Source organism: Streptomyces sp. KMM 9044 (assembly GCF_024701375.2).
Classification (GTDB): Bacteria; Actinomycetota; Actinomycetes; order Streptomycetales; family Streptomycetaceae; genus Streptomyces.
In genome coordinates, this window is sequence record NZ_CP113910.1 from 7,074,707 (window position 1) to 7,097,814 (window position 23,108).

The 23,108-nt window shown below is 72.5% G+C and carries 22 protein-coding genes and 2 pseudogenes; 10 read left to right on the plus strand and 14 right to left on the minus strand.

Annotation, left to right across the window (positions count from 1 at the left end):
• Position 1: 1 nt before the first annotated feature.
• Entirely contained in the window at positions 2-433 is a 432-nt protein-coding gene (locus HUV60_RS31800) for a PRC-barrel domain containing protein (RefSeq protein ID WP_331462033.1), read from the minus strand.
• Positions 434-605: 172 nt separating this feature from the next.
• Here HUV60_RS31800 and HUV60_RS31805 point away from each other — a divergent pair, with 172 nt between their 5' ends.
• Positions 606-1,061 (plus strand): ATP-binding protein, encoded by a 456-nt coding sequence (locus HUV60_RS31805; protein ID WP_257853502.1) that lies wholly within the window; start codon positions 606-608, stop codon positions 1,059-1,061.
• 151 nt (positions 1,062-1,212) lie between these two features.
• On the opposite strand, the gene HUV60_RS31810 is transcribed toward HUV60_RS31805, so the two are convergent.
• Entirely contained in the window at positions 1,213-2,100 is an 888-nt protein-coding gene (locus tag HUV60_RS31810) for an RNA polymerase sigma factor SigF (RefSeq protein WP_257853503.1), read from the minus strand.
• Positions 2,101-2,286: 186 nt separating this feature from the next.
• On the opposite strand from HUV60_RS31810, the gene HUV60_RS31815 reads away from it, so the two are divergent.
• Complete coding sequence (locus HUV60_RS31815; RefSeq protein WP_257853504.1) at positions 2,287-2,718, plus strand: helix-turn-helix domain-containing protein; 432 nt, start codon at positions 2,287-2,289, stop codon at positions 2,716-2,718.
• Positions 2,719-2,742: 24 nt separating this feature from the next.
• Here HUV60_RS31815 and HUV60_RS31820 read toward each other — a convergent pair whose 3' ends face one another.
• Both HUV60_RS31820 and HUV60_RS31825 read right to left on the minus strand, forming a co-directional pair.
• A complete protein-coding gene (locus HUV60_RS31820) occupies positions 2,743-3,345 on the minus strand; it encodes a ClpP family protease (RefSeq protein WP_257853768.1) in 603 nt (200 codons plus the stop codon).
• A gap of 2 nt (positions 3,346-3,347) precedes the next feature.
• Positions 3,348-4,049, minus strand: a complete 702-nt coding sequence (locus HUV60_RS31825) for an ATP-dependent Clp protease proteolytic subunit (RefSeq protein WP_257853505.1) — start codon at positions 4,047-4,049, stop codon at positions 3,348-3,350.
• A 272-nt stretch (positions 4,050-4,321) separates the two neighbouring features.
• Here HUV60_RS31825 and HUV60_RS31830 point away from each other — a divergent pair, with 272 nt between their 5' ends.
• Positions 4,322-4,804 (plus strand): VOC family protein, encoded by a 483-nt coding sequence (locus tag HUV60_RS31830; protein ID WP_257853506.1) that lies wholly within the window; start codon positions 4,322-4,324, stop codon positions 4,802-4,804.
• Between the two features lie 110 nt (positions 4,805-4,914).
• On the opposite strand, the gene HUV60_RS31835 is transcribed toward HUV60_RS31830, so the two are convergent.
• Complete coding sequence (locus HUV60_RS31835; RefSeq protein ID WP_257853508.1) at positions 4,915-5,874, minus strand: SGNH/GDSL hydrolase family protein; 960 nt, start codon at positions 5,872-5,874, stop codon at positions 4,915-4,917.
• 187 nt (positions 5,875-6,061) lie between these two features.
• On the opposite strand from HUV60_RS31835, the gene HUV60_RS31840 reads away from it, so the two are divergent.
• The 3 genes from HUV60_RS31840 (at position 6,062) to HUV60_RS31850 (ending at position 8,507) form a co-directional block, all read left to right on the plus strand.
• Positions 6,062-6,772 (plus strand): ribonuclease H family protein, encoded by a 711-nt coding sequence (locus tag HUV60_RS31840; protein WP_257853510.1) that lies wholly within the window; start codon positions 6,062-6,064, stop codon positions 6,770-6,772.
• Between the two features lie 88 nt (positions 6,773-6,860).
• Positions 6,861-7,844: an aldo/keto reductase gene (locus tag HUV60_RS31845; protein WP_257853511.1), complete on the plus strand. Its 984-nt coding sequence runs from the start codon at positions 6,861-6,863 to the stop codon at positions 7,842-7,844.
• 165 nt (positions 7,845-8,009) lie between these two features.
• Positions 8,010-8,507 (plus strand): DUF6328 family protein, encoded by a 498-nt coding sequence (locus tag HUV60_RS31850; RefSeq protein ID WP_257853512.1) that lies wholly within the window; start codon positions 8,010-8,012, stop codon positions 8,505-8,507.
• Positions 8,508-8,517: 10 nt separating this feature from the next.
• Here the strand turns inward: HUV60_RS31850 and HUV60_RS31855 are convergent, their stop codons facing one another.
• Positions 8,518-8,943, minus strand: a complete 426-nt coding sequence (locus HUV60_RS31855; protein ID WP_257853513.1) for an SsgA family sporulation/cell division regulator — start codon at positions 8,941-8,943, stop codon at positions 8,518-8,520.
• Between the two features lie 174 nt (positions 8,944-9,117).
• Here HUV60_RS31855 and HUV60_RS31860 point away from each other — a divergent pair, with 174 nt between their 5' ends.
• Positions 9,118-10,620, plus strand: coding sequence for a serine hydrolase domain-containing protein (locus HUV60_RS31860; RefSeq protein ID WP_257853515.1), 1,503 nt, complete (start codon positions 9,118-9,120; stop codon positions 10,618-10,620).
• Here HUV60_RS31860 and HUV60_RS31865 read toward each other — a convergent pair.
• The 5 genes and pseudogenes from HUV60_RS31865 to HUV60_RS31885 form a co-directional block, all read right to left on the minus strand.
• Positions 10,579-12,225: a serine/threonine-protein kinase gene (locus tag HUV60_RS31865; RefSeq protein WP_257853516.1), complete on the minus strand. Its 1,647-nt coding sequence runs from the start codon at positions 12,223-12,225 to the stop codon at positions 10,579-10,581. The genes HUV60_RS31860 and HUV60_RS31865 overlap by 42 nt on opposite strands.
• A 224-nt stretch (positions 12,226-12,449) precedes the next feature.
• The gene (locus tag HUV60_RS31870; RefSeq protein ID WP_257853517.1) at positions 12,450-13,409 is read right to left on the minus strand and encodes a threonine/serine dehydratase; all 960 of its coding nucleotides are present in this window, start codon (positions 13,407-13,409) and stop codon (positions 12,450-12,452) included.
• A gap of 153 nt (positions 13,410-13,562) precedes the next feature.
• Complete coding sequence (locus tag HUV60_RS31875) at positions 13,563-14,240, minus strand: AIM24 family protein (protein WP_257853518.1); 678 nt, start codon at positions 14,238-14,240, stop codon at positions 13,563-13,565.
• A gap of 58 nt (positions 14,241-14,298) precedes the next feature.
• Positions 14,299-15,627, minus strand: a pseudogene (locus HUV60_RS31880) (CAP domain-containing protein).
• Positions 15,628-15,652: 25 nt separating this feature from the next.
• Positions 15,653-16,450, minus strand: a complete 798-nt coding sequence (locus tag HUV60_RS31885) for a serine hydrolase domain-containing protein (RefSeq protein WP_257853519.1) — start codon at positions 16,448-16,450, stop codon at positions 15,653-15,655.
• A gap of 153 nt (positions 16,451-16,603) precedes the next feature.
• On the opposite strand from HUV60_RS31885, the gene HUV60_RS31890 reads away from it, so the two are divergent.
• Positions 16,604-17,476, plus strand: a complete 873-nt coding sequence (locus tag HUV60_RS31890; RefSeq protein ID WP_257853520.1) for a universal stress protein — start codon at positions 16,604-16,606, stop codon at positions 17,474-17,476.
• 42 nt (positions 17,477-17,518) lie between these two features.
• On the opposite strand, the gene HUV60_RS31895 is transcribed toward HUV60_RS31890, so the two are convergent.
• From HUV60_RS31895 to HUV60_RS31905, 3 genes and pseudogenes are all read right to left on the minus strand, one after another.
• Entirely contained in the window at positions 17,519-18,754 is a 1,236-nt protein-coding gene (locus tag HUV60_RS31895) for a DUF4032 domain-containing protein (RefSeq protein WP_257853522.1), read from the minus strand.
• A 71-nt stretch (positions 18,755-18,825) separates the two neighbouring features.
• On the minus strand, positions 18,826-19,572 hold the full coding sequence (locus tag HUV60_RS31900) for an MBL fold metallo-hydrolase (protein ID WP_257853769.1): 747 nt from the start codon (positions 19,570-19,572) through the stop codon (positions 18,826-18,828).
• A gap of 373 nt (positions 19,573-19,945) precedes the next feature.
• Positions 19,946-20,549 (minus strand): annotated as a pseudogene (locus HUV60_RS31905) (alpha-ketoglutarate-dependent dioxygenase AlkB); the annotation flags it as partial.
• Between the two features lie 216 nt (positions 20,550-20,765).
• Between HUV60_RS31905 and HUV60_RS31910 the strand changes: the two are divergent.
• Together HUV60_RS31910 and HUV60_RS31915 are read left to right on the plus strand one after the other, a co-directional pair.
• Positions 20,766-21,413 (plus strand): TetR/AcrR family transcriptional regulator, encoded by a 648-nt coding sequence (locus tag HUV60_RS31910; RefSeq protein WP_257853523.1) that lies wholly within the window; start codon positions 20,766-20,768, stop codon positions 21,411-21,413.
• 16 nt (positions 21,414-21,429) lie between these two features.
• Entirely contained in the window at positions 21,430-23,103 is a 1,674-nt protein-coding gene (locus tag HUV60_RS31915; protein WP_257853524.1) for an FAD-binding dehydrogenase, read from the plus strand.
• Positions 23,104-23,108 lie beyond the last annotated feature (5 nt).

A 23,108-nucleotide genomic window follows, 5' to 3' on the forward strand; every position in this document is an offset into this window, starting at 1 on the left:
GCTACCGCCGGTGCCTCGGACCCGGCACCAGATCCCGGTGCGCGGCAAGCCGGAAGGCGACGCCCCGGCCGCTGGTGCCTCCCTCGACCAGGACGTCGAGCACCGCGCCGAGCGCGTCGCCCTCGTCGGCGAGGACCTGTGCGCCGAGCAGCCGCCCGCGCGGGGCGTCGCGGCGGGCCACCGACAGGGGCAGGTCGCACAGCGCCTCCTCGTCGCGGACCATGACCGTGTGACGGCCGAGGGAGTGCACCGCCGGCCAGGGCAGGTCCCGGGGCAGCGGGCCCGACGGCAGAGTCCGGCCGGTGAGGGTGAAGCTCGTGTTGCAGCCGGCCACGGGGCCGAGGACGGTGTCCTTGACGTGAGCGACGGCATCGCCGCCGAGCGTCACCACGGGCAGCGTCGTCAGGCACCGCACCGTCAACAGCTCGCTCATCGGTCGCCCTTCCCGTCGTTGCCGCCTGCCTCCGGACCCGGCTCCCGCCCTGCTGGAACCGGGCTCCCGCCCTGTGGCGCGTTGAACACCGATCAGGGGACTGAGCAGCCGGACTCGGGGTACGTGCACCAGTGCAGATCGTCCGGCAGTCCGGCTTCCCAGAGAGAACCGCATGACCGACCACCTGGACGGGGCAGTGATACCGACTGGTTTCGATGTACCCGTTGAACCGCTACGGCGGACAGCACACTTCACCGGCGAGCCGGGTTGCATCGCCGAGGCGCGTGCCTTCGCCACGCTGTTCCTCGAACAGCTCAGGGCCGAGTGGTGTGCCACGATCGGTGAGCGGACCGACGGCGCGGCGCTCCTGATCGTGAGTGAACTGGTCACCAACGCCGACCGGCACAGCAACGGCCCGTACATCCTGGAGCTGGAGGGTACGGACGAAGCGATCACGGTCACCGTCTACGACAGCAGCGGCACACTGCCCCGCGTCTACCCCCACGACCCCGAGCGCATCGGCTGCCACGGCCTGGAGATCGTGCAGGCTCTCGCACGTGACGTTCTCGCCGAGCGGATACCGGTCGGAAAGCGGGTCCGTGCTGCGCTGAGCCTCGACGCCGGATGAGCGGCACCGGAGGCCGGAGCACTTTTCCCAAGCGTGCCACCGGGCGGTCTGCACACACCGGACATGGGACATGACACGACGAAAGCGGCTGCCGGCCCCTCAAAGGGGCCGGCAGCCGCTTTCGTCGTCCTCCGGTTTCTTCGTCCTCCGGTCAGGCGCAGCCCAGCTCGCCCAGCATGCCCTCGCGCAGACGGCCGATGATCCGCTTGATCAGCCGGGAGACATGCATCTGCGAGCACCCGAGCCGTTCGCCGATCTCCGCCTGGGTGGCCTCCTCCACGAACCGCATCCGGATGATGTCGCGGTCGCGGTCGCTGAGCTCGGCCATGAGCGGGGCGAGCGCGTGGAAGTCCTCGACGAGCTGCAGCCCCTCCTCCTCCATGCCGATGAAGTCGGCCAGAACGGACTCGCCGTTCTCGGGGCCGTCACCGGTGAGGGCGGCGTCCAGCGACGACGAGTTGTAGCCGTTCGCGGCGAGCCGACCCTCGTTGACCTGTTCCTCGGTGATGTTCATCAGTGTGGCGAGCTCGGCGACCGTGGGCTCGCGGTCCAGCCGGCTGGCGAGTTCCTCGCGGGCCTTGGCGAGTTCCACCCGCAGCTCCTGGAGCCGGCGCGGCACATGGACCGCCCAGGTGGTGTCACGGAAGAAACGCTTGATCTCGCCGACGATGTACGGCAGCGCGAAGGAGGTGAACTCGACCTCGCGCGACAGCTCGAAACGGTCGATCGCCTTGATCAGACCGATCATGCCGGTCTGGACGATGTCCTCCATGTCGTCGCCGCGGCCGCGGAACCGTCCGGCCGCGAACCGTACCAGCGACATGTTCATCTCGATGAGGGTGTTGCGTGCGTACTGGTACTCGTGCGTGCCCTCCTCGAGCTCCGCCAGGCGACGGAAGAACTGACGGGAGAGCTCCTTGGCGTCGCGCGGAGCGACGGCCAGAGGGTTGGCGACCCCGGGCAGGCTTCCGTCGCCCGTCCCGGTCTTGGCGTCCTTCTCGACGACCTGCGCCTGCGACCGGATCACGACGGTTTCCATTGCCTCTCCCCACGAAAGTCCGATGGACATGCCATTTGGCTCTTCGGAGGTGCGGTTACCCAGCCGCAGCCCGAACACTCCTCACGACTTTCAAAAACCTTCGCGGTGACGCACGGTGCCACCCCCTTCACTCAGGGCGGAACGCCGCTGCCTTCCCCTGGGGGCGAGGATTCCTACGCTGGAGGGGTGAGCAGACAAGTGCCCCTCGACGCCCGTGTCATCCCTCTGCGACCCGCACAGGCGCGCCATGTGCCCACGCGCCGCGCCACCGCCCCACCGACCCCGGCCCCCGCCCCCACCGCCCCCACTCCCAAAGAACCCCTGTGGCGCGACCTGGTCGGCGACGCGCTGCGCCGGGAGCGGCTCGCCCAGGAGCGGACGCTGAAGGACGTCGCCGACACGGCCCGGATCTCCCTGCCGTATCTGTCGGAGGTGGAGCGGGGCCGCAAGGAGGCCTCGTCGGAGGTCCTCGCGGCCGCCGCCCAGGCCCTCGGCCTGGGCCTGGGCGACCTGCTGTCGCGGGCCCAGGACGAACTCGTCCGCGTCACCGGCCGGCGGGCTCCCGCGAGCCGGGACACGACCCGCGCCTCGTACGACGGACTGTGCCTGGCAGCCTGACGCGACCGTGCCGGGGCCGGCGCCTCATCCACCCGCCAGGCGCCGGCTCAGCACCTCGTCGGCCAGGCCGTACACCACGGCCTCCTGCGCGGTGAACACCTTGTCGCGGTCCATGTCCGCCCGCAGCGTCGCCACCTCGTGGTGGGTGTGCCGGGAGAGGACCTCCTCCACCTGGGCGCGGATCCGCAGCATCTCCTTGGCCTGGAGCGACAAGTCGGAGACCGTGCCCCGCTGCCCGCCCGCGGCCGGCTGCCCGAGGAGCACCCGCGCGTGCTCCAGGACGAACCGGCGCCCCACGTCACCGGCGGCCAGCAGCACGGCCGCCGTGGACACCGCCTGCCCGACGCAGTACGTCGAGATCGGCGCCTGGACGAACGCCATCGTGTCGTAGATCGCCATGAGCGAGGTGTACGAGCCGCCCGGGGAGTTGATGTAGACCGCGATCTCGCTCTCCGGGGCCGACGACTCCAGATGGAGAAGCTGCGCGATGACGACGCCCGCGACCCCGTCGTCGATCTCGGTGCCGAGGAAGATGATCCGCTCGGACAGCAGCCGGCTGAACACGTCGTAGGACCGCTCGCCCTGCGGGGTGCGCTCGACGACGTTCGGAATCGTGTACGTCCCCATCGTCACAGCCCCATCCTGCGTCGCGTCGCGGCCGGGCGGACGTCGTCGAGCGACTCCACCACCCGGTCCACCAATCCGTACTCCCTGGCTTCCTCGGCCGTGAACCAGCGGTCGCGATCGCCGTCCCGGGAGACGGTCTCCGCCGGCTGGCCGGTGTGCTCGGCGGTGATCCGTTCGATCGTCCGCTTGGTGAACTCCAGGTTCTCCGCCTGGATCTCGATGTCGGCGGTGGTACCGCCGATCCCGGCGGACGGCTGGTGCATCATGATCCGCGCGTTGGGCAGGGCATACCGTTTGCCCGGCGCGCCCACGCTCAGCAGGAACTGGCCCATGCTGGCTGCAAACCCCATGGCGAGCGTCGAGACGTCGTTGGGGATCAGCCGCATCGTGTCGTAGATCGCCAGGCCGGCGTGGACGGACCCGCCGGGGCTGTTGACGTACAGGCTGATGTCGGTGCGCGGGTCCTCCGCGGACAGGATCAGCAGCTGCGCGCACACCCGGTTGGCGGAGACCTCGTCGACCTGCGTCCCGAGCAGGACGATTCGCTGGGCGAGCAACTGGGCGGCCAGGTGGTCGTCGAACCGGGTCGGAGGGGTGTCGCCCTCCTCGGCCCGGGGCAGCGGGGCCGGCGGCCGGCCGGTATGGAGCCCGGCCGCGAGGCCGGATGCGCGTCCGGTGGTGAGTCCGGTACTGAGCGGAGACATCGGCGCTCCCGTGGGTGTCGGTGTGTGACTGTCCGGCGGTGCCCGTGTGTGCCCGGGCCGCTCACCGGTAAGCGGCCGGTACGACCGCGTCCCTCCACTCTTGACGGGAGACGGGGACCCGTGGTGATTTCTCTGCCCGCAGCAGATTCGCCGAGGGCAGAGGCCAACCAACCCGGCGCCGTGGCCCCGCAAGGGCTCCGCCGTCGCCGATGAGTTCCGGGTCCCGGACCGGTCTACACCGATGACCGCGTTCCACACCCCGGGAGGCATCCATGACCACCGACGGATTCACCACGTGTCTCTGGTACGACGGCCGGGCCGAGGAGGCCGCGAACTTCTACGTGTCCGTGTTCAAGAACTCCGGCGTCGGCCGCACCCTCCGGTACACCGAGGCAGGTCCCGGACCCGAGGGCTCTGTGCTCACCGTGGACTTCACGGCCAACGGCCAGCGGTTCGTCGCGCTGAACGGCGGGCCCGAGTTCAAGTTCACCGAGGCGATCTCCCTGCAGATCGACTGCGCCGACCAGGGCGAGGTCGACTTCTACTGGGACAAGCTCGTCGAGGGAGGCGGCGAGCACGGGCCCTGCGGCTGGCTCAAGGACCGGTTCGGCGTGTCCTGGCAGGTCGTTCCCACCCGGCTGACCGAACTGATCGCCGACCCGGACCCCCGGAAGGCGGCCCGCGCGATGAAGGCCATGATGGCGATGGGCAAGCTCGACATCGCCGCCCTGGAGAAGGCCTACACGGGCGAGTGACCAAGGGGGCGCGGCTGGCGGGGCCGCGGGAGGGCCCCGCCAGCCATGCTGCCCGGGCCCTTTGCCTGCCGTATGCCGGCGCCCCGCGCGCCGCCCGCCCGTCTGTCCCGTCAGCGGGCGCGGGCGTGCTCCCCGATCACCCGGGTGATCTCCCGTGCCATGCGCAGGATGCCGGGCGAGCGGACAGGGCAGGGCTTCGGTGTCGACGTCGTGGGCGCCAGACAGAAGTGCAGGTAGTCGTCGTCCCGGTGCAGGGCCGTCCGGTCACGGTCCCGCTGGGTGCAGTACTCGGGATGGACCCGCTCGTAGGCGTTGCAGGGCAGGTACTGCGACCAGGTGTGGCGCGCCCCCGCCGGACTCACCGCCTTGCCCGCGTCCGCCAGGAGGCCGCCGCCGGCGGCGGCCCGCTTCTCGTAGAGTCCGTTCACCCGGCGGATTCGGTCGGGGGTGATCGGGTCGGGGCCCTGCAACATCCACACGATGCGCGGCGGTCGGGCCACGTCGGCCGCGGTGATCTGCTCGGTGAGGCGCCGTGCGTCGGCCGCGTACCGCTCGAGGTACCGCTCCCGGGAGGCATCGTAGGTGACCCCGCCCATGCAGGGGGTGTAACCCCAGGCATTGCCCCAGAACTGGAGCACCACGTAGTCCGGGCGCAGCGAACGCACCAGCGCCGCCGCCTTGTCCGCCGCCGGGACCAGGGAGCGCTCGGCCGTACCCTCCAGGTAGTCGCACAGGGTGGTGCCCGAGTAGGGCGCACTCGTGTAGGACGCGCGTAACTCCCCGCGCAGCTCCCGCCCGAAGACCTCCTGGTTCTCCATCGCGAGCGAGTCGCCGAGGTACAGCACGGAGGGCGGCTTCCCGGCGGATCCGGTGCCGGGCGACGACGTGGCACCGGGGGAGGAGTCCTCGGCGGAAGCCGCGTCGGGAGAGGCCGCAGCACGCTGGTGCGTGGCGGCCGATGCCTCGGGGGCGGCCGACGGCGGTCCGGCGGCCGGTGCGGACGACGGATCCCCGCACGCACCGAGCAGCACGGCGGCCAGCGCCACCCCCACGACCCACGGCTTGCGCATACGTGACTCCCACCCCGTCCGGCCGGAACGGCACCCCAGGCAAGCACAACCCGGCCCGGAGGGGAAGACACGTTTCAGGACAGTCCGTTCACCGGGTCCCGGCCGGTTCGGCGCGCGGGCCCGGGCACCGGCGACGAGCGCGGGGCAAGGACCGACCACGTTGCCGGGCCGCCCGCACGGACATGGCATGATCGGGCGCATGCGTGAACGTGTTGTGGCCGCGTGCGACGGGGCTTCCAAGGGCAACCCCGGACCCGCCGCCTGGGCCTGGGTGATCGCCGACGCCTCCGAGACCCCGGTCCGCTGGCAGGCGGGCGCGCTCGGCAGAGCCACTAACAACGTCGCCGAACTCACCGCGCTGGAGCGACTGCTGACGGTCACCGATCCCGACGTGCCGCTCGAGGTCCGGATGGACTCGCAGTACGCGATGAAGGCCGTCACCACCTGGCTGCCCGGCTGGAAGCGCAACGGCTGGCGGACGGCGGCCGGCAAGCCGGTCGCCAACCAGGAACTGGTCGTCGGCATCGACGAACTCCTGCAGGGCCGCTCGGTCGAGTTCCGCTACGTCCCCGCCCACCAGGCCGACGGCGACCGCCTCAACGACTTCGCCGACCGCGCCGCCAGCCAGGCGGCCGTCGCCCAGCAGGACGCGGGCAGCGACGCGGGCTCGCCCGAGCCGCCGCCCTCCCCGGACACCCCGCCTGCCGGTGCCGCCAAGCGCAGGTCCCCCGGGCCGAAGACGTCCTCCCGGCCGCGCGGCGGCTCCTCGAATCGCACGATCAAGGCGAAGTTCCCGGGCCGCTGCCTGTGCGGTCGGCCCTACGCGGCCGGCGAGCCCATCGCCAAGAACGACAGCGGCTGGGGTCACCCCGAGTGCCGCACGGCCGAGAGCGCCTGAGCACGGACGGACCGGCCGGCCGGACGCCTCACCTACCCGAGGCGCGCCTGTGTGCCGAACCGGCCGTGACGGGTGGCAGACTGAGGTCATGGACGAGCGCACATTCGACAGGTCGGGTCAGCACGCCTCCGTGATCGGTCTCGGCACCTGGCAACTCGGTGCGGACTGGGGGGATGTCGACGACAAGCAGGCCCTCACGGTTCTGGAGGCCGCCGCCGAGTCGGGGGTCACCTTCTTCGACACCGCCGATGTGTACGGGGACGGGCGCAGCGAGCAGACCATCGCGTCGTTCCTGAGCGGACGGCCCGACCTGCACGTACTGGTCGCCACCAAGATGGGCCGCCGGGTCGACCAGATCCCGGAGAACTACGTCCTGGACAACTTCCGCGCGTGGAACGACCGCTCGCGCCGAAACCTCGGCGTCGACCGTGTCGACCTGGTTCAGCTGCACTGCCCGCCGACCCCCGTGTACTCCACCGACGAGGTCTTCGACGCTCTCGACACCCTGGTCGCCGAGGAGCGGATCGCCGCGTACGGGGTCAGTGTGGAGACCTGTGCGGAGGCGCTGACCGCGATCGCCCGGCCGAACGTGGCGAGCGTGCAGATCATCCTCAACCCGTTCCGCATGAAGCCGCTGCGCGAGGTGCTCCCGGCGGCCCGCGCGGCGGGCGTCGGCGTCATCGCCCGCGTCCCGCTCGCCTCCGGCCTGCTGTCCGGCAGGTACACCAAGGACACCGTCTTCCCCGAGAACGACCACCGCACCTTCAACCGGCACGGTGAGTCGTTCGACCGGGGCGAGACGTTCTCCGGTGTCGACTACACGACCGGCGTCGAGTCCGCCGCCGAGTTCGCGGTGCTCGCCCCCGAGGGATACACCCCGGCACAGCTCGCCCTGCGCTGGATCGTTCAGCAGCCCGGAGTCACCACCGTCATCCCCGGCGCACGCTCGCCCGAGCAGGCCCGCGCCAACGCGCACGCCGCCCGGCTCCCGGAGCTGTCCGAGCAGACGCTCGCCGCGATCGACGACCTGTACGAGCGGCGGGTCAAGGAGCAGGTGGAAAACCGCTGGTGAGACACCGTCCCGGCAGCCCGGCGGTGAAGGGCAGGGCGGACACCTGCCGGTGACGGAACCGGTGGGAGCCCGCTCACGCGTGACTGCCAGGCGGTAAAAGCCCCGGACGGTGGGCACCCGAGGGCGAGACGGGCCGAGGCCGTTCCTCACCCCGGGAGGCGCGCCGTGTCACACACGCAGCAGGGCGAGAGCGGTCGCAGAGGCCTCGACGAGAGCGAGGAGGAGCGCGCGGACCGGATGTGGCAGGAACTCGTCCAGGAAGTCCGCGTCGCCCAGACGGGCGTCCGGATCCTCCTCGGATTCCTGCTGACCGTCGTGTTCACCCCCGAGTATGCCGAACTGTCCGACGTCAACCAGAAGATCTGCATCGTCACGGTCGTCCTCGGGGCCTGCGCCGCCGGTGCGCTCATCGGGCCCCTCTCCCTGCACCGGCTCGTGTCCGGGCGGCGGGTCAAACCGCAGGCGGTGCGATGGGCGGCCCGGCTGACCATGCTCGGCCTTCTCCTGCTGCTCGCCACCGCCGCCACCTCCCTGCTGCTCGTCCTGGGGGTCGCCACCGACGACGACTTCGTCCCGTACCTGGTCGCCGGAATGGCCGCCTGGTACCTGCTGTGCTGGTTCGCGCTTCCGATGTGGACCCGGCACCGGCACACGGCACCGTGACCAACGTTGTTCAGTGGCCCGTGAGGACCTCCGTGAGGAAGTCGTCGAGGCGGGTCTCCTCACTGCCGGGCGGGACCGAGTGGAAGGTGTCGCACAGGAAGTCCCCCACCGTGCCGGCCCACGCGAACACCACCGCGTGGTGCCGGCTGCCGTCGGCGTGGGTCTCACCGAGGAACTCCATCCGCAGCTCCCGCTCCACTCCTCTCGACTCCGGGCGCAGTCGCACGTCACCGGTTCCGACCGGGCGGGTGAGGCCGTCGGCGAGCATCCCGCGGTCGAGCCGCCAGCGCGCCAGGACCCGGCCGTCGTGGCTGAAGGCGAGCGTGACGGCGAACGGGTCGGAGGAGTCGTAGCTCAGGTGCGTGAGCACGGGAAAGCGGTCCGTGACGCCCGTCTGGAGCTCCATCACCAAGGTCTTGTGCACTGCCGCGTTCATGGGAGGCCTCCTGGTAGTACCGGCACAGGGACCTCTCCTACCCCGAAGGCGCGGGCATGCTCAGCCGTCCGGGGGATCGATCCGCATCCCGGTGCCGACCCGCCGGGCGGTCCCCACCCACCACCGCCCGCCCGACGGTGCGTCGAGTCCGGTTGGCAGGGCAGGATCCACTCCATGACTGCTCACCCGCTGCCCACCGGCACCCCCGCCGCGCTCGGCGTCGACGCTTCCGGTGTCCACGCCTTCCTCGACGCACTCGGCGACACCCCGGACATCGAGCCGCACAGCCTGATGATCCTGCGCCACGGCCGACAGGCCGCCGCCGGCTGGTGGGCGCCCTACACCCCCGAGCGGCCGCACCTGCTCTACTCGCTCAGCAAGAGCTTCACCGCCACCGCCGCCGCCCTCGCCGAGGCCGAGGGGCTGATCGACTTCGACGCCCCGGTGATCTCGTACTTCCCGGAGTTCGAAGCGGACATCACCGATCCGCGCAGCCGGTCGATGCTGGTCCGGCACGTGGCGTCGATGGCGAGCGGCCACGAGACCGACACCATCGACGTGGCCTACGCGGTCGACCCCGCCGAGCCGGTACGCGGGTTTCTGCTCCAGCCGCCCGACCACGACCCCGGCACGGTCTTCGCGTACAACCAGCTCTGCACGTACACGCTCGCCGCGATCGTGCAGCGGGAGACGGGACAGCGGCTGACCGACTGGCTGCGACCCCGTCTGCTGGACCCGCTCGGCATCGGTGAGACCCTGTGGCAGCGCGACCGCACCGGCCGTGAGCTGGGCTTCAGCGGGCTGCACGCCACCACCGACGCGATCGCCCGGCTCGGCCTGCTGTACCTCGACGACGGGGTGTGGGACGGTAAGCGGCTGCTGCCCGAGGGATGGGTCGCCAGGGCCTCGCGTCCGCACATACCGACCGCCGGGGCCATGGGGGAGAGCGGCCGGCAGGACTGGGACCGGGGCTACGGTTTCCAGTTCTGGATGTCCCGGCACGGGTTCCGGGGCGACGGGGCGTACGGCCAGTTCTGCCTCGTGCTGCCCGAGCACGACGCCGTGATCGCCACGACGGCGGCGACCGAGCGGATGCAGCAGTACCTGGACCTGGTCTGGCGGCATCTCGTACCGGCGTTCCACCCCGGCCCGCTCACCGGACGGAACGCCGAGGACCGGGCCCTCGGCGAGCGTCTCGCCCGGCTCGCTCTGCCGCCGGCCGCAGCAGGGGGACCGGTGCCACCGGAGGGGGCGCGGGACCGGGCCGCCGCGCGCCTCACCCCGTACGGCGGGGTCTGCGCGGAGCATCCGACGCTGACCGCCGCCGAGGTGGCGAAGGACGCCGGGGGCGGCTGGACGCTGAGCCTCGTGGACGACGGTCACCGCCTCGATCTGCCGTTCGGCGGCACGGGGTGGGCGGTCTCGGAGCAGCCCGGCCCGATCGCGGTGAGCGGCGGCTGGGCCGACGACGGCACCCTCGCCGTGGACGTGGCGTTCCTGGAGACCCCGCACCGCCTCCGGGTCACGTGCTCCCTCACGGACCGGACCTTCACGGCCCACTGGCGCACCCGCCCGCTGGGTCAGCCGTCCCTGCGCGGGCTGCGCGCACCGCGCGGTTCGGTCTCAGCACCCGGATCAGTCGGAGGACGGCCGGAAGGTCCGCAGGAACGTCCGTAGCGCCTCCCGGTTCGCGGAGTCCTCCCAGTCGGCGGCCGGGGTCGTCCAACGCAGCGAGAAGCCGCGCCCGCCGCCCAGCAGGAACCCGCGGCCGAAGGTGCGTACCCGGGAGCCGTCGTCCATCGAGAGCCACTCCATGTCGGCGGCCTCGCGCCTCTGGTACGTGGTCGCGCGGATCGCGCCGATCCGCTCGTAGCCGGCCGTCTGTTCCAAGGGCGGCTCCACGTCGTCCCGCCACACGGCCACCGGGTCGGTCCCCACCCGCTCGCTGTAGGTGACCGCGAGGGTGCGGGCGCCGTCGTCCGCGCCGAAGGTGATGCGGTAGGCGAGGTCGGAGACGCGGGAGGTGTCCACGCGCTCGAAGTCCTCGGGAAGCGCGACGGAGAATCCCTCCGGTGCCCGCAGGACGCGATAACCGGGCGGGAGGTCTCCCGTCCCCGAGGGCGCCGGGGTGGCCGGGGCCGACGGGGGCGGGGGAGTGCCGGTGGCGGACGGCACGGGTGTCCTTCGGCCGTCCGGGTCACCGGACGGCCCGGATGCCTGGGGCACGTCCGACGGGGCGGCCGGAGCGGAGGCGGGCGGCACGCTCGGAGTGTCGGTGGCGGACTCGGAGCCGGGCAGCCCCTGGGTGGCCGTGGTGAGCACGGCGACCACAATGGTGACCACGGCCAGGGTGGTGCCGAGGACCGCCGTCCGTCCGCTTCCGTCGAGGCCGACGGTTCTGAGGAGGGTGGGGTACGCGCGGCGCAGCCGAGGGCGGTTCGACACGGCGTCAGGGATCGGTCCGGGGTTCTCCGCGAGAACACGGCCGAGCGCCTCGCGGACCACCTGCCGGGGCAGCCGTTCCACCGGGTCCTTGCGCAGCAGCCCCTGGACGACCTGGGTGAGCGGTCCCGCGCGCAGGGGCGCGTGTAACGGCAGCCGGTCCACCCCCCTCAGTGTGGCCCCCGGCCGCCCTCGGTCGCGGAAGGGCGGGCGCCCCTCGGTCATCGTGTGGAGGAGGGCGCCCAGCGCCCACAGGTCCGCCTCGGGCCCGGTCTCCTCCCCGCGGGCCTGCTCCGGCGCAGCGTACGACGGAGCCGTGAGCCGCTGGGCCGGGCCGGTGCCCGCCAGGCCGAACCCGGTGACCACGACCGGACCGGTCTCCCGGACGAACACCTGGCCCGGGCCGAGTTCACCGTGCGTCACGCCCGCGCTGTGCGCGGCGTCCAGCACGTCGAGCAGTTCCAGCCCGATGCGCGCAGCTCGGACGAAGGGGAACGGGCCCTGCTCGGCCAGGAGTTCGCCGAGGGGAGCGCCGTCGACCCAGGCGGCGGCGGTCCACAGAAAGCCGTTCTCGTCGACGGAGTCGAGGACGGCGGCGATCCGGCCGGGGCACAGCTGCGTCACCGTTTCGGTCGTACGCAGGACATGGGAGGGGATGTGGGCGCGGGGCCCGTCCTCACCCGGGTCCCCGGGTAGCACGACCTGCGTGACCAGGCAGGGGCGGCCCGTCGTGAGGTCGTCGGCGTACCAGCTGACGTGGTGGGTCTCGCGGTGGATGATCTCGACCAGCCGGTACCGCCCGGCGACCGGCTGATGTGTGGAGACGTGCGTCCTGCCCATGGTCATCCCTCGTCGAAGCCGCTGCTTCCCGCCTTTCCCAGTGGTACGCGGGACCGCACGGCCTCCGTTCAAGGGGCGGCGCCCGAATCCCGGCTCCGGCGCATTACTGTCCTTCGGTCAAACTCAGGGTGTGTCCCGGAGCCAGGCCTCGAGCCCGGTCCCGCGCCGGGTGAGGGGCGGACAGGACGTCACGCCCGGGCATCACGGCGACCCGGCCAAAAGGCTCAGCGCAGCCCGAAGCGGACCGCCCAGGCGATCATGTCGCCGGTGGTCGCGTTGCCCCCGCACACCACCAGTCCGATCCTGGCCTCCTCGCCGACCCGCTCCAGCACCCGTCGCGCGGCGGGCAGCAGAGCGCCCGCGGCCGGCTCCGTCCACACCTTGGCATGGTCCGCCAGGTCGAGCGAACCCCGCACGGCCTCCCGGTCGGATACCACCAGCACCTCGGTGACCAGCGCCGACACATGTTCGTACGTCAACTGTGACACCGTCGGGGCGCTGAGCGTGGAGACGATCGACGACAGCCCGACCGGCACCGGCCCGCCCGCCGCGAGCGCTTCGGACATCGCCTGGGCGCCCTCGGTCTCCACACCCCAGATCCGGATCCCGGGCCGCCGCTCCCGCAGTGCCGCCGCCACACCGGAGATCAGCCCGCCGCCCCCGATACTCACCAGGACGTCGGTGAGGTCACCGGCGTCGTCGGCGAACTCCAGTCCCACCGTGCCCTGCCCGGCGACCACCACCGGGTCGTCGAAGGGGTGGACGAGGGTCAGCCCCTCCTGCTGGTACCGCGTCATCAGGGCGAACGCGCCGTCCATGTCGTCGGCCAGCCGCACCGACGCGCCTGCGCTCTCCGCGACCTCCACGGCCCGTGCGGGCGCCGACCGCGGCATCACCACCGTGGCCTTGACGTCGAGGGCGGCGGCCATGACCGCGACGGCGATCCCGTGATTGCCGCCGCTCACCGCCACCACCCCGGCGGCCCGTTCCGCCTCGCTCAGCGACAACAGCTTCGCCACCGCGCCGCGGGCCTTGAACGAGCCGGTGCGCTGCAACAGTTCCAGCTTCGCCGTGACCGGGGCGCCCAGCAGCGCCGACAGCCCGGGGCTCGGCACCGTCGGCGTCCGTACCACGTGCCCGGCGATCCGCCCGGCCGCGGCCTCGATCTCCGGCATCCCGATCACCACAACCACCCTCCCCGGCACGGAGGACATGAACCGTGCCGAGACGAACCTTGACCCGGCCGGACCACCGAGGTCAACACGGTTCGCCCGGCGGGTCGTGCACACCGCGGGCGCGGCCGCACCGGAAGCCGGAGCGGGGTTCGGGGACGGCCCTCAGTGCTGCTGTGCCTTCGACGGCGTGGCCTCGCTGGGCCGCACGATGACGTACCCCTCGCCCTGCAGCACCAGTTGCACCGCCTCGCCCGAGCCGCCGCGCAGCATCGAACCGAGCGACTGCGAACGGTGCAGGGTGGTCGACAGGCCCGCCGTCCAGCCGACGATCGCGTCCGTGTCGACGTGGACCGGGTACTGCGGGGAGACCGGGAGGACCAGCGGGTCGCCCTCGCACACCAGACCCAGCAGGCCGTGTCCCGTGAAGACGCTGTTGAACAGACCGCCACCGGTGATGCCGGCGCCTTTCACGGTCGTGATGCGGTACGACAGCGTGGAGTCGAAGCACAGGACGTTGCGGCCGTTGACGGTGAACTCGTCGCCGGGTTCGACCTGGACGATGAAGCAGTTCTGCGCCTCGTGCGCGAACCAGGCCTCGCCCTGCCCCCGCACCGCCATCAGCGGCAGACCCTCGCCGGTCACCGCGCGCTTGAGCATGCCGCCCACGCCCTGGCCCTTGCGCTCGAACTGGAGCCCGCCGCGGTAGGCGATCATCGCGCCCTGCCGGGCGTGCATCTCACCTTCGACCACGTAGCGGATGCATTTGGCGTTCTCGACCGTCATACCCGGGGCCGAGGCGGGCTGCACCATGTGCTGGCTGGAAAACAGATCACCCTTCATGCAGGCATCCTCACCCGGAGGGACCCCGTCCGCCAAGATCCGGGGCCGCCTCCGCGTTCTATGCCCCGAAGAGCGGGGTCCAGTACGTGCCGGCGCGCCCGCCGCCCGCGCAGCCGACGCCGATGTGGGTGAAGGCGGGCTTGAGGATGTTGGCACGGTGCCCTGGGCTGTTCATCCACCTCTCCACCACCTCGGCGGCCGAGCGCTGACCGCAGGCTATGTTCTCGCCGGTGGTCCGGCGCGCGGAGCCTGCGGCGGCGGCCCGGTCCCAGGGCCGGCCGCCGCCGGGAGCGGTGTGCGAGTAGAATTCGCGGGCCACCATGTCGGCGCCGTGCGCCTGCGCGGCCGTGACGAGCGGCGAGTCGACGGCCAGTGGCGGCAGCCCGGCCCGGGTGCGCTCACGGTTGGTGCGGTCGACGACATCCGTCACCGTGCCCGGGCCAGGCCGGCCGGGGTGAGCGGGGCGGCCCACAGCGCCGTCCAGTAGACGTCACCGGCGGGGCCGCCGCCTGCGTGCGCCAGGCCCGCGTGGGTGAGGGCGGGGCCGTGCAGGGTGCGCCGGGAGGGCTCGTTGCGCAGGCAGTGGGCGACGAACTCGGCGGGGGTGCGCGGACCGGACACCAGATGCTCGCCGGCGGTCAGATACGTGGAGCGGGCGGCGACGACCCGCTGGTGGACGGAGACACCGTCCCGGCTCTCGACGGCGAGGTGCCGCTGTGCCGCCATGGGCGCGGGCCGCCGACATCAGCCGCGCGTCGAGCGCGACCGGCGGTGAACCCGCCTCGGCCCGAGCGGAGTTGACCGGGCCGAGGAAGCCCGCCGGACCGGGGACGGCCGACGGCGCTGCGGCGGCCGGAACCCCGGCCGTTCCGGCCGCCCCGAAGCTCCCGCCCGTCCCTGTCTCCTCCTCGTCGAGCACGTCGACGCCGGAGTCCCGGGCCAGACAGGCCAGTCCGCCGGCGTATCCCTGGCCGAGGGCGCGCAGCCTCCAGCCCTCGCCGCGCCGGTAGATCTCCGCGAGAAGCAGCACCGAATCCTGCCGGGGCCGCGCCGGCGAGAACCGGGCGAGGGAGCGCCCGCCGGCGTCGGTGACCTGGAGGACGGGCGGGGGCGGGTCGCTCAGCGAGGCGGCGGGGTCGGCGGCGCTGACGGCCACCGTGCCCCGGACTGCGCCGGGCCGCAGGGCGCGCGGATCGACGGTGAGCGTGTCGCCGTGCAGGAGGGCGCCGGGGGCGGAGGGATGGTTGAGGAAGACGAAGTCGGCGTCGTCCCGGACCCTTCCGCCGTCATCCGTGATCAGCGCGGACACGTCGTAGGGGCCCGGCACCCGGACTGTCACCGTGCCACCCGGAAGGGCGGAATTGCCGCCGGGGACCAACTCGCTCATCACACCGCCCTGCTGTCGTCAGCCGTCAGGGGTCCTTCGTCGTCACGGACCGGTGAGGGGCGTCCGGACAACGGTCGGCGACGGGCGCGGGTTCCCGGGAGATCGGCCGACCCTTGACGCAGAAGGCGGACTCCAGTGTGCTCATCACCGGGCGTCGTTCGAGGCGGTGGCGAGCGCGGTGAGGCCGCGACCGCCGTCCCTCGAGGTGAACGCGTAGGTGCAGCAGCCCCGGACGGCACCGGTGTGCCCGTACACGGGGAGACTCCGCACGGCAGATCGCGGCGCCGCAGCCCCGGCCCTTACGCCTGACCGTGCCCGCGGGCACCCGGCGCTGCATCTGCTCCGGGCCGGCCGGCGAGCGGCACCGACAGGAAGGTGTTGAGGTCCCGTGTGCGCGAGACGACGGCGCCCGCGCGCTCCGCGCCCAGGCCACCATCTGCTCGGTGGCGTCGACGAGTGCCGTCGCCGGTGCGTCCGGAGTGAGGCAACCGTGCGTGTTGCTGCCGGGGATCGTGGTGCGGGGGTGCGGGTGGGACGTGTCGCTCAGCCCGGGCGGATCGACGGTCCGGCCGCCGTACCCGGTCGCGAGGGAGCGGCCGGTCGGCTTCCCGATGAGCAGGCCCGCGACGACGAAGTTGGTGCTGGAGCAACTGTGGGCGCCGCCGGGGCGGTGGAACTCCGGCGACGGTTCCACCGGCCGGCTCAGGGTGAGGGTCTTCGTGTGGACCGCCCCGAAACCGGGCACCGTCCGTACGAACAGGTCGTTGCTGCAGTCGTACAGACCGCTGCGGTGGCTCAGCACATGCACGTAGCCCCGGGACACCGCGCGGCTCAGGCGTCGCGTGAGGAGAGCACGCAGAACCCGTCGCCTTCCGGGTCGGCCGCGTCCACCGCTACCTGCTCCCGGGCCGAAGTCATGGAGGCAGGTCAGGGAAGACTGGACCGCGCGTAGTGGACACGACACAGGAGGAACCGCATGACACGCCCGATCACGGCAGGGGTCGACGGAACCGAGGAGAGCCTTGCCGGACTGGCCTGGGCGGCGAGGGAAGCGGTCCGCCGGGGGCGGCCGTTGCGGGTGGTGCACGCCTGGCGCTTCCAGACGCACGAGACGGTCGACGCAGGAGACGCCGACACCCAGGAGCGGTGGGTGCGTGAGGCAGTGACCGAGTCGGTCCGCCGGGCCACCGGACGGCACTCCACGCTCGCGGTGACCACCGACGTCCTGGAAGGGGACGCCGTCGAGGCTCTGACCGGTGCCGCCGAGGGCGCCGAGACGCTGGTGCTCGGTTCCCGCGGGCACGGGCAGATCGTGGGCTTTCTGGTCGGCTCGGTCGGTCAGCAGGTGATCGTCGAGGCCCGGCGGCCGGTGGTGTTCGTACGAGCCGGGGACACCACGTCCGGCGAGGTGGCCGGGCGGGAGGTCGTCGTCGGCCAGCAGGGCGACCCGAAGGACAGCGCGGCCGCGCTGGAATTCGCCTTCGAGGCCGCCGCCGCGCGGGGTGCCACCCTGCGGGCCGTGCGGGCCTGGGCCCTGCCGCCGATGTTCGCCTACAGCCCCGACATGCTGCGGCTCATGGACGAGGCGGGGGGCCTGGAGCCGTACGAGCAGAAGTCCCTGTCGGACGCCCTCGCACCGTTGCGCGAGCGCTACCCGCAGGTGCGCGTCGTCGAGCACGTGGAGATGGGCAGTGCCGGGCAGGTGCTGCTGTCGGTGTCCGGCACGGCCCAACTGCTGGTCGTCGGCCGTCGTGCGCGCCGCAGCGCCGTCGGCGCCCGGATCGGCTCGGTCGCCCACGGCGTCCTGCACCACGCGGACTGCCCGGTGGCGGTGGTACCGCACGACTGACCCGGCAGGTTTCGGCCGCACCGGTCCTCCCGGCCGCCCGGCTCAGTCGGTCGTGGGCCGCAGTGTCTCCCGGGCCCTGGGCAGGATGTTCCTGACGTAGTCCTCGACCGCGGTGCCGAGACCGATGTCGTGCTGGGCCCGCTCGGACAGGTACCAGCGGTGCTCGAGGAGTTCGTGGTAGATCTCGGCCGCGTCCATCGGACCGCGGAGTCCGGGTGGCACGGCACGCACGGTAGGGCGGAACACCTCCCGCACCCAGCGGTGGGCGAGGACCTCCGGGCGGGCGCCCGGCAGGCTGCCGTCGGGGACGTGGTCGTCCTGGGTGGCCATCCAGCTCTCCAGGTCGTTCAGCAGCCGCCTGGCCTGGTTCTCCTCGGCGTCCAGCCCGGTCAGGCGCAGCAGCTGGCGCTGGTGGTGCCCGGCATCGACGACCTTCGGCACGAAGGTGACCGTGTCGCCGTTGGAGGCGTGCTCGATCTGCATCTCGGCCACGTCGAAACCCAGGTCGTTCAGGCGGCGGATCCGGCGCTCGATGTAGTGGTACTTGCCCGCCGGGTAGACGGAGGTGCGGGTCAGCTCGCGCCAGAGGTCCTCGTAGCGGGCGCAGATCTCGGTGCCGAACTCGACGGGGTCCACGGACGGGTGCAGTGCCCCGGAGGCCTCCAGGTCGAGCAGCTCGCCGCTGATGTTCACGCGGGCGAGGTCCAGGTCGTACGCGCGCTGGCCGGGGCTCAGCTCCGGGTGCAGCTCACCGGTCTCGGCGTCCACCAGATAGGCGGCGTAGGCGCCTGCGTCCCGCCGGAACAGCGTGTTGGACAGCGAACAGTCGCCCCACGCGAACCCGGCGAGATGCAGCCTCACCAGGAGCACGGCGAGCGCGTCCATCAGCCGGTGCATGGTCGCCGGGCGCAGCGTCGTCTCGAACATCGACCGGTACGGCATCGACCCGCCGAGGTGCCGGGTGACCAGCACGCTCTCCAGCGGCTCCCCGCCCGTGCCCGCGCGGCCGGTGACCACGGCGAGCGGGTCCACCGCGGGGATGCCGATCCGGTCCAGGTCGCGCAGCAGCTCGTACTCGCGCAGCGCGGGCCGCCGGGCGAGTTCCTTGACGGCGATCACCTCGTCACCGGCGCGGGCGTAGCGCACCACGTGCCGGGAGATACCGCGCGGCAGCGGTACCAGGTACCGCTCGGGCCACTCCTGGAGCGACAGATGCCAGGGCAGTTCCAGCAGGAGCGCGGGGTGCTCCGGGTTGGTCGCGCTGATCTGCAGGGCCATGGCTCGGGTGTCCTCGTTTCATGGGCGGCCGTCTCCGGTGTGATCGTCGCACCGGTGATCGTCCCCTCAGCCTATTGCGCGCGTTCGCGGGCCAGCTCCGCCGCCTCCTTCAGGGGACCCCGGTGCGCGGGGCCGTGTCCGGGCAGTGTCAGGTCGCCCTCCAGCTTGGCCAGGATGCCCAGCGACTCGAGGGCTGTGGCCCGCTCGTGGTGGAACATGCGGGGCAGCAACTGCGGTCCGTCGATCCGGGAGGTCGGGTGGGCACTCACCAGGGCGTCGCCGGACACCACTGTCCCGATGTCCGGGAGATGGAAGACGCAGTGCCCGTCCGTGTGGCCGGGTGTGTGCACGGGGACCGGCCGGCCGGGCAGGTCCAGCGGGCCGGGCCGCAAGAACGGCTCGGGTGCGGCGACCGGCACGTGCGCCGTGCCGCCGGAGCGCACCACGTGCAGTGCCCAGGGCAGCACACCCGGCCGCCAGCTGTTGCGCAGCACCTGCCCGATGGTCACCTGGTGCAGGAAGTCCCGCCGGGCGTGGGGGACTTCGGCCTCGTGCGTGTACACGGGCATGCCGTACGTGGCCCGCAGGTACTCGGCGGAGCCCAAGTGGTCCGTGTGGGCGTGGGTGATGAGGACGGCCGCGACCGACTCCGGTGAACTGCCCACCTCCGCAAGGGAGGCGAGGAGCTGTCCGCGGTCGCCCGGGTACCCGGTGTCGATCAGTGTGACGGCGTCCCCCTCCTGGATGATCACCCAGTTGGTGTTCGAGCCGTGCACCAGGTGGGTGCCGTCGGCCACCTGCCGTACCGCTGCGCGCATGATCGTCCCGAGTGCGTCGTTCCTGTCGGAGCCACCAGGAAAGCAGATCAGGGCGTCGACGGATACGGTTCCGGTCATGTCGCAGCCGGGCCGGGGGCGCGGTGCGCATCCCGAGCAGGAAGCGCACCGCCGGGGTTCCGCACACCCCGAACTCGTGGGCGGCGAGAACGACGGCCGGTGAGGAGGCCGTGATCGCCGCTTCTTGACGGCCGCCGGAACGGACCGGCCGACCGCTCCGTGGGCGAAGGCGACCACGTTCGGCCGGTGCGGCACGCACGACGGCAGCGCGGCAAGCGGCCCCGGCCCGGGCGTCGGCCGGTCGTCCGGCGTCCGTGCTCAGGGCACACGCACAGCCGGGGGCGGGCGTCCAGATCACGCCGTGGGGGCGGGACCGGACGCCGATGCGCGGGCCGACCGCACGGGCGCTCCCGGGGACGCAGCGCTCCCGGGTGCGCTGACAGGAGCCGCCCATGACGATCAGTCCGCCGTGGCCCGGGGAACGGCGCACCGCGGGGCCGCCCATCGGGTGCGGCAGCAGACCGCGGGGCGCGCCCATGGGCAGGACCGCCACCATCGTGTCCTGGGGCGCGTCCCGCCCGGCCCGGTCGCGGTGCCGGGCGACACCGTCCCGGCCGTCGCGGCGGTGGCACAGCCCGGTCGTGGTGAACGGCTCGCCCGGCTCGGCGCCGTAGTACGCGCCCGCCGCACCGCTTGCCTCGACCAGGACCGGATACGGCAGCGGGCCGCCCGCGGGCAGTACGACAGCGGCCGGGGCACGTCGACGAGCTGGTCGTCCATGGTGCGCCGCTCCGCCGTCAGGGCACCTCCGCGGCCGGATACGCGTGGAGCGCGTCCGATCCGCCGATCCGTTCCGGCCGTACACCGATCCAGGCGCCGGGCCCCGGTCCGCAGCGGTGGGTCCCGGCCGGTGGACGCGGTCGCGGCTCGTCGGCCTGGTCGAAGAGCGATGCCCGGAGGGCCGGGGAGGGCCGGGGAGGGGCGGTGCGGGGAGCGCTGCGTACTCATGCATGCAGCGCACTCTTGTTCGAGCAACCGTTCCATTGGGTGACGGGGAGGGCTCCCGGGAAGCCCGCGAGGTTCCCGGGAGCCCGGGAAGTGCCTGCCACCGATGTCTATGGATGCGTTCACGTATCGGATACGTTCGTGTATCGGACGGAGGTGGCGGGACGACTGTGAACAGCAGCACCGGGCGTGTGGCCGGGCGGGTGACCGGGCGCCGCGTCCGCACGCGCGCCAACCTCCTCCGGGCGGCGTTCGCCGTGTTCGCGGACAAGGGCTTCGGGCACGTCTCCATCGAGGAGGTCTGCGAGGCCGCCGGATACAGCAGGGGTGCGTTCTACTCGAACTTCGCCACCCTGGACGAGCTCTTCTTCGCCCTGTACGCGGAGCGTGCCGAGCTCATCGCCGAGCAGGTCTCCAGAGCCCTTGCCGGCGGCGGACCCGACCTCGACGTGCCCGCCGCCGTGGACCGCGTCACCGAGGTGCTGCTGCTCGACCGGGACTGGCTGCTGGTGAAAACCGACTTCCTGGTGTGTGCCGCCCGCGACCCGGAGGTCTCCCGCACCCTGCTGGAACACCGCGCACGGCTGCGCCGGGCCGTCGCCGACCACCTGGGCCGGGCCCGCGGCCACACCGAACTGCCCGCCGTCCTCGGTACCGCCGACGGTGCCGCGCACGCCGTAGTGGCCGCGTACGACGGAGTCACCACCCAACTGCTGCTGGACGAGGACGTCGAGCACGCCCGCGCCTGGCTGAAGCAACTACTGACCGCGCTGCTGACCGACGGCAGCGCCGAACCGGCCGCGCACCGACGCGGATGAGGAAGGGACGGTCGCCATGGACGCCGACGTCATCGTCGTCGGAGCGGGGATCGCGGGTCTGGTCGCGGCCCACGAACTGACCAGCCGGGGCCGCAGGGTCGCCCTCGTCGACCAGGAGAACGCCGCCAACCTCGGCGGTCAGGCCTTCTGGTCCTTCGGCGGGCTGTTCCTCGTCGGCTCCCCGGAGCAGCGGCGCCTCGGCGTCAAGGACTCCTTCGACCTCGCCTGGAGCGACTGGCAGGGCAGCGCCGGATTCGACCGGCTCGAGGACGAGGACACCTGGGCGGTGCGCTGGGCGCGGGCCTACGTCGAGTGGGCGGCGGGGGAGAAGCGGTCCTGGCTGACCGGTCACGGCATCTCCTTCCTGCCCACCGTCGGCTGGGCCGAACGCGGTGACCTCCGCGCGGACGGGCACGGCAACAGCGTGCCCCGCTTCCACGTCGCCTGGGGCACCGGTACCGGTGTCGTCGCGCCCTTCGTCTGCCATGCCCGGCAGGCCTCGTGCGAGGGACTGCTCACCTTCCACCACCGGCACCGGGTCGACGAACTGGTCGTCCGGGACGGCACCGCGAGCGGAGTGCGGGGCGTTGTCCTGGCCCCGGACGACGCGCCGCGCGGTGTCGCCTCCAACCGCGAGACGGTCGGTGACTTCGAACTCACCGCCCAGGCCGTGATCGTCACCAGTGGCGGTATAGGCGCCGACCACGACATCGTGCGCCGTCACTGGCCCGAGAGGCTCGGCACCCCGCCCCGCGAGATGGTCACGGGGGTCCCCGCCCACGTGGACGGGCGGATGCTCGGCGTCAGCGAGCGCGCGGGCGCGCGCCTGGTCAACCGGGACCGGATGTGGCACTACACCGAGGGCGTGCGGAACTGGGACCCGGTCTGGCACGGTCACGGCATCCGCATCCTGCCCGGACCGTCCTCGATGTGGTTCGACGCGCTCGGCCGCCGGCTGCCCGAGCCCTGCTTCCCCGGGTACGACACCCTGGGTACGCTCAAGCACCTGCGCACCACCGAGGACATCGCCGGATACGACCACTCCTGGTTCATCCTCACCCAGAAGATCGTCGAAAAGGAGTTCGCTCTGTCGGGCTCCGAGCAGAACCCCGACATCACCGCCAAGGACCGGGCCGGGTTCCTGCGTGAACGTGTGCTCGGCAAGGGCGCCCCCGGCCCGGTCGACGCCTTCCTGCGCGAGGGCGCGGACTTCGTGTCCGCCCCGGCCCTGGAGCGGCTCGTCGACCGGATGAACGCCCTCACCGACGAGCCGCTCCTCGACGCGTCCGCCGTCCGGCGCCAGATCGAGGCCCGCGACCGCCAACTCGGCCACACCTTCGGCAAGGACGCCCAGGTGCAGGGCATCCGCAGTGCCCGCCGTTACATCGGCGACCGCCTCGGCCGCGTGGCCGCCCCGCACCGCATCCTCGACCCCGCGGCCGGCCCGCTGATCGGCGTCAAGCTGCACATCCTCACCCGCAAGACCCTCGGCGGCATCCAGACCGATCTCGAATCCCGCGCGCTGGACGGCCAGGGCAGTCCGATCGAAGGGCTGTACGCGGCGGGCGAGGTCGCGGGGTTCGGCGGCGGAGGCGTCCACGGCTACAACGCCCTGGAGGGCACCTTCCTCGGCGGCTGCCTCTTCTCGGGCCGTGCGGCAGGCCGGGCGGCAGCGCGGCAGACGGCGTAGTCGGC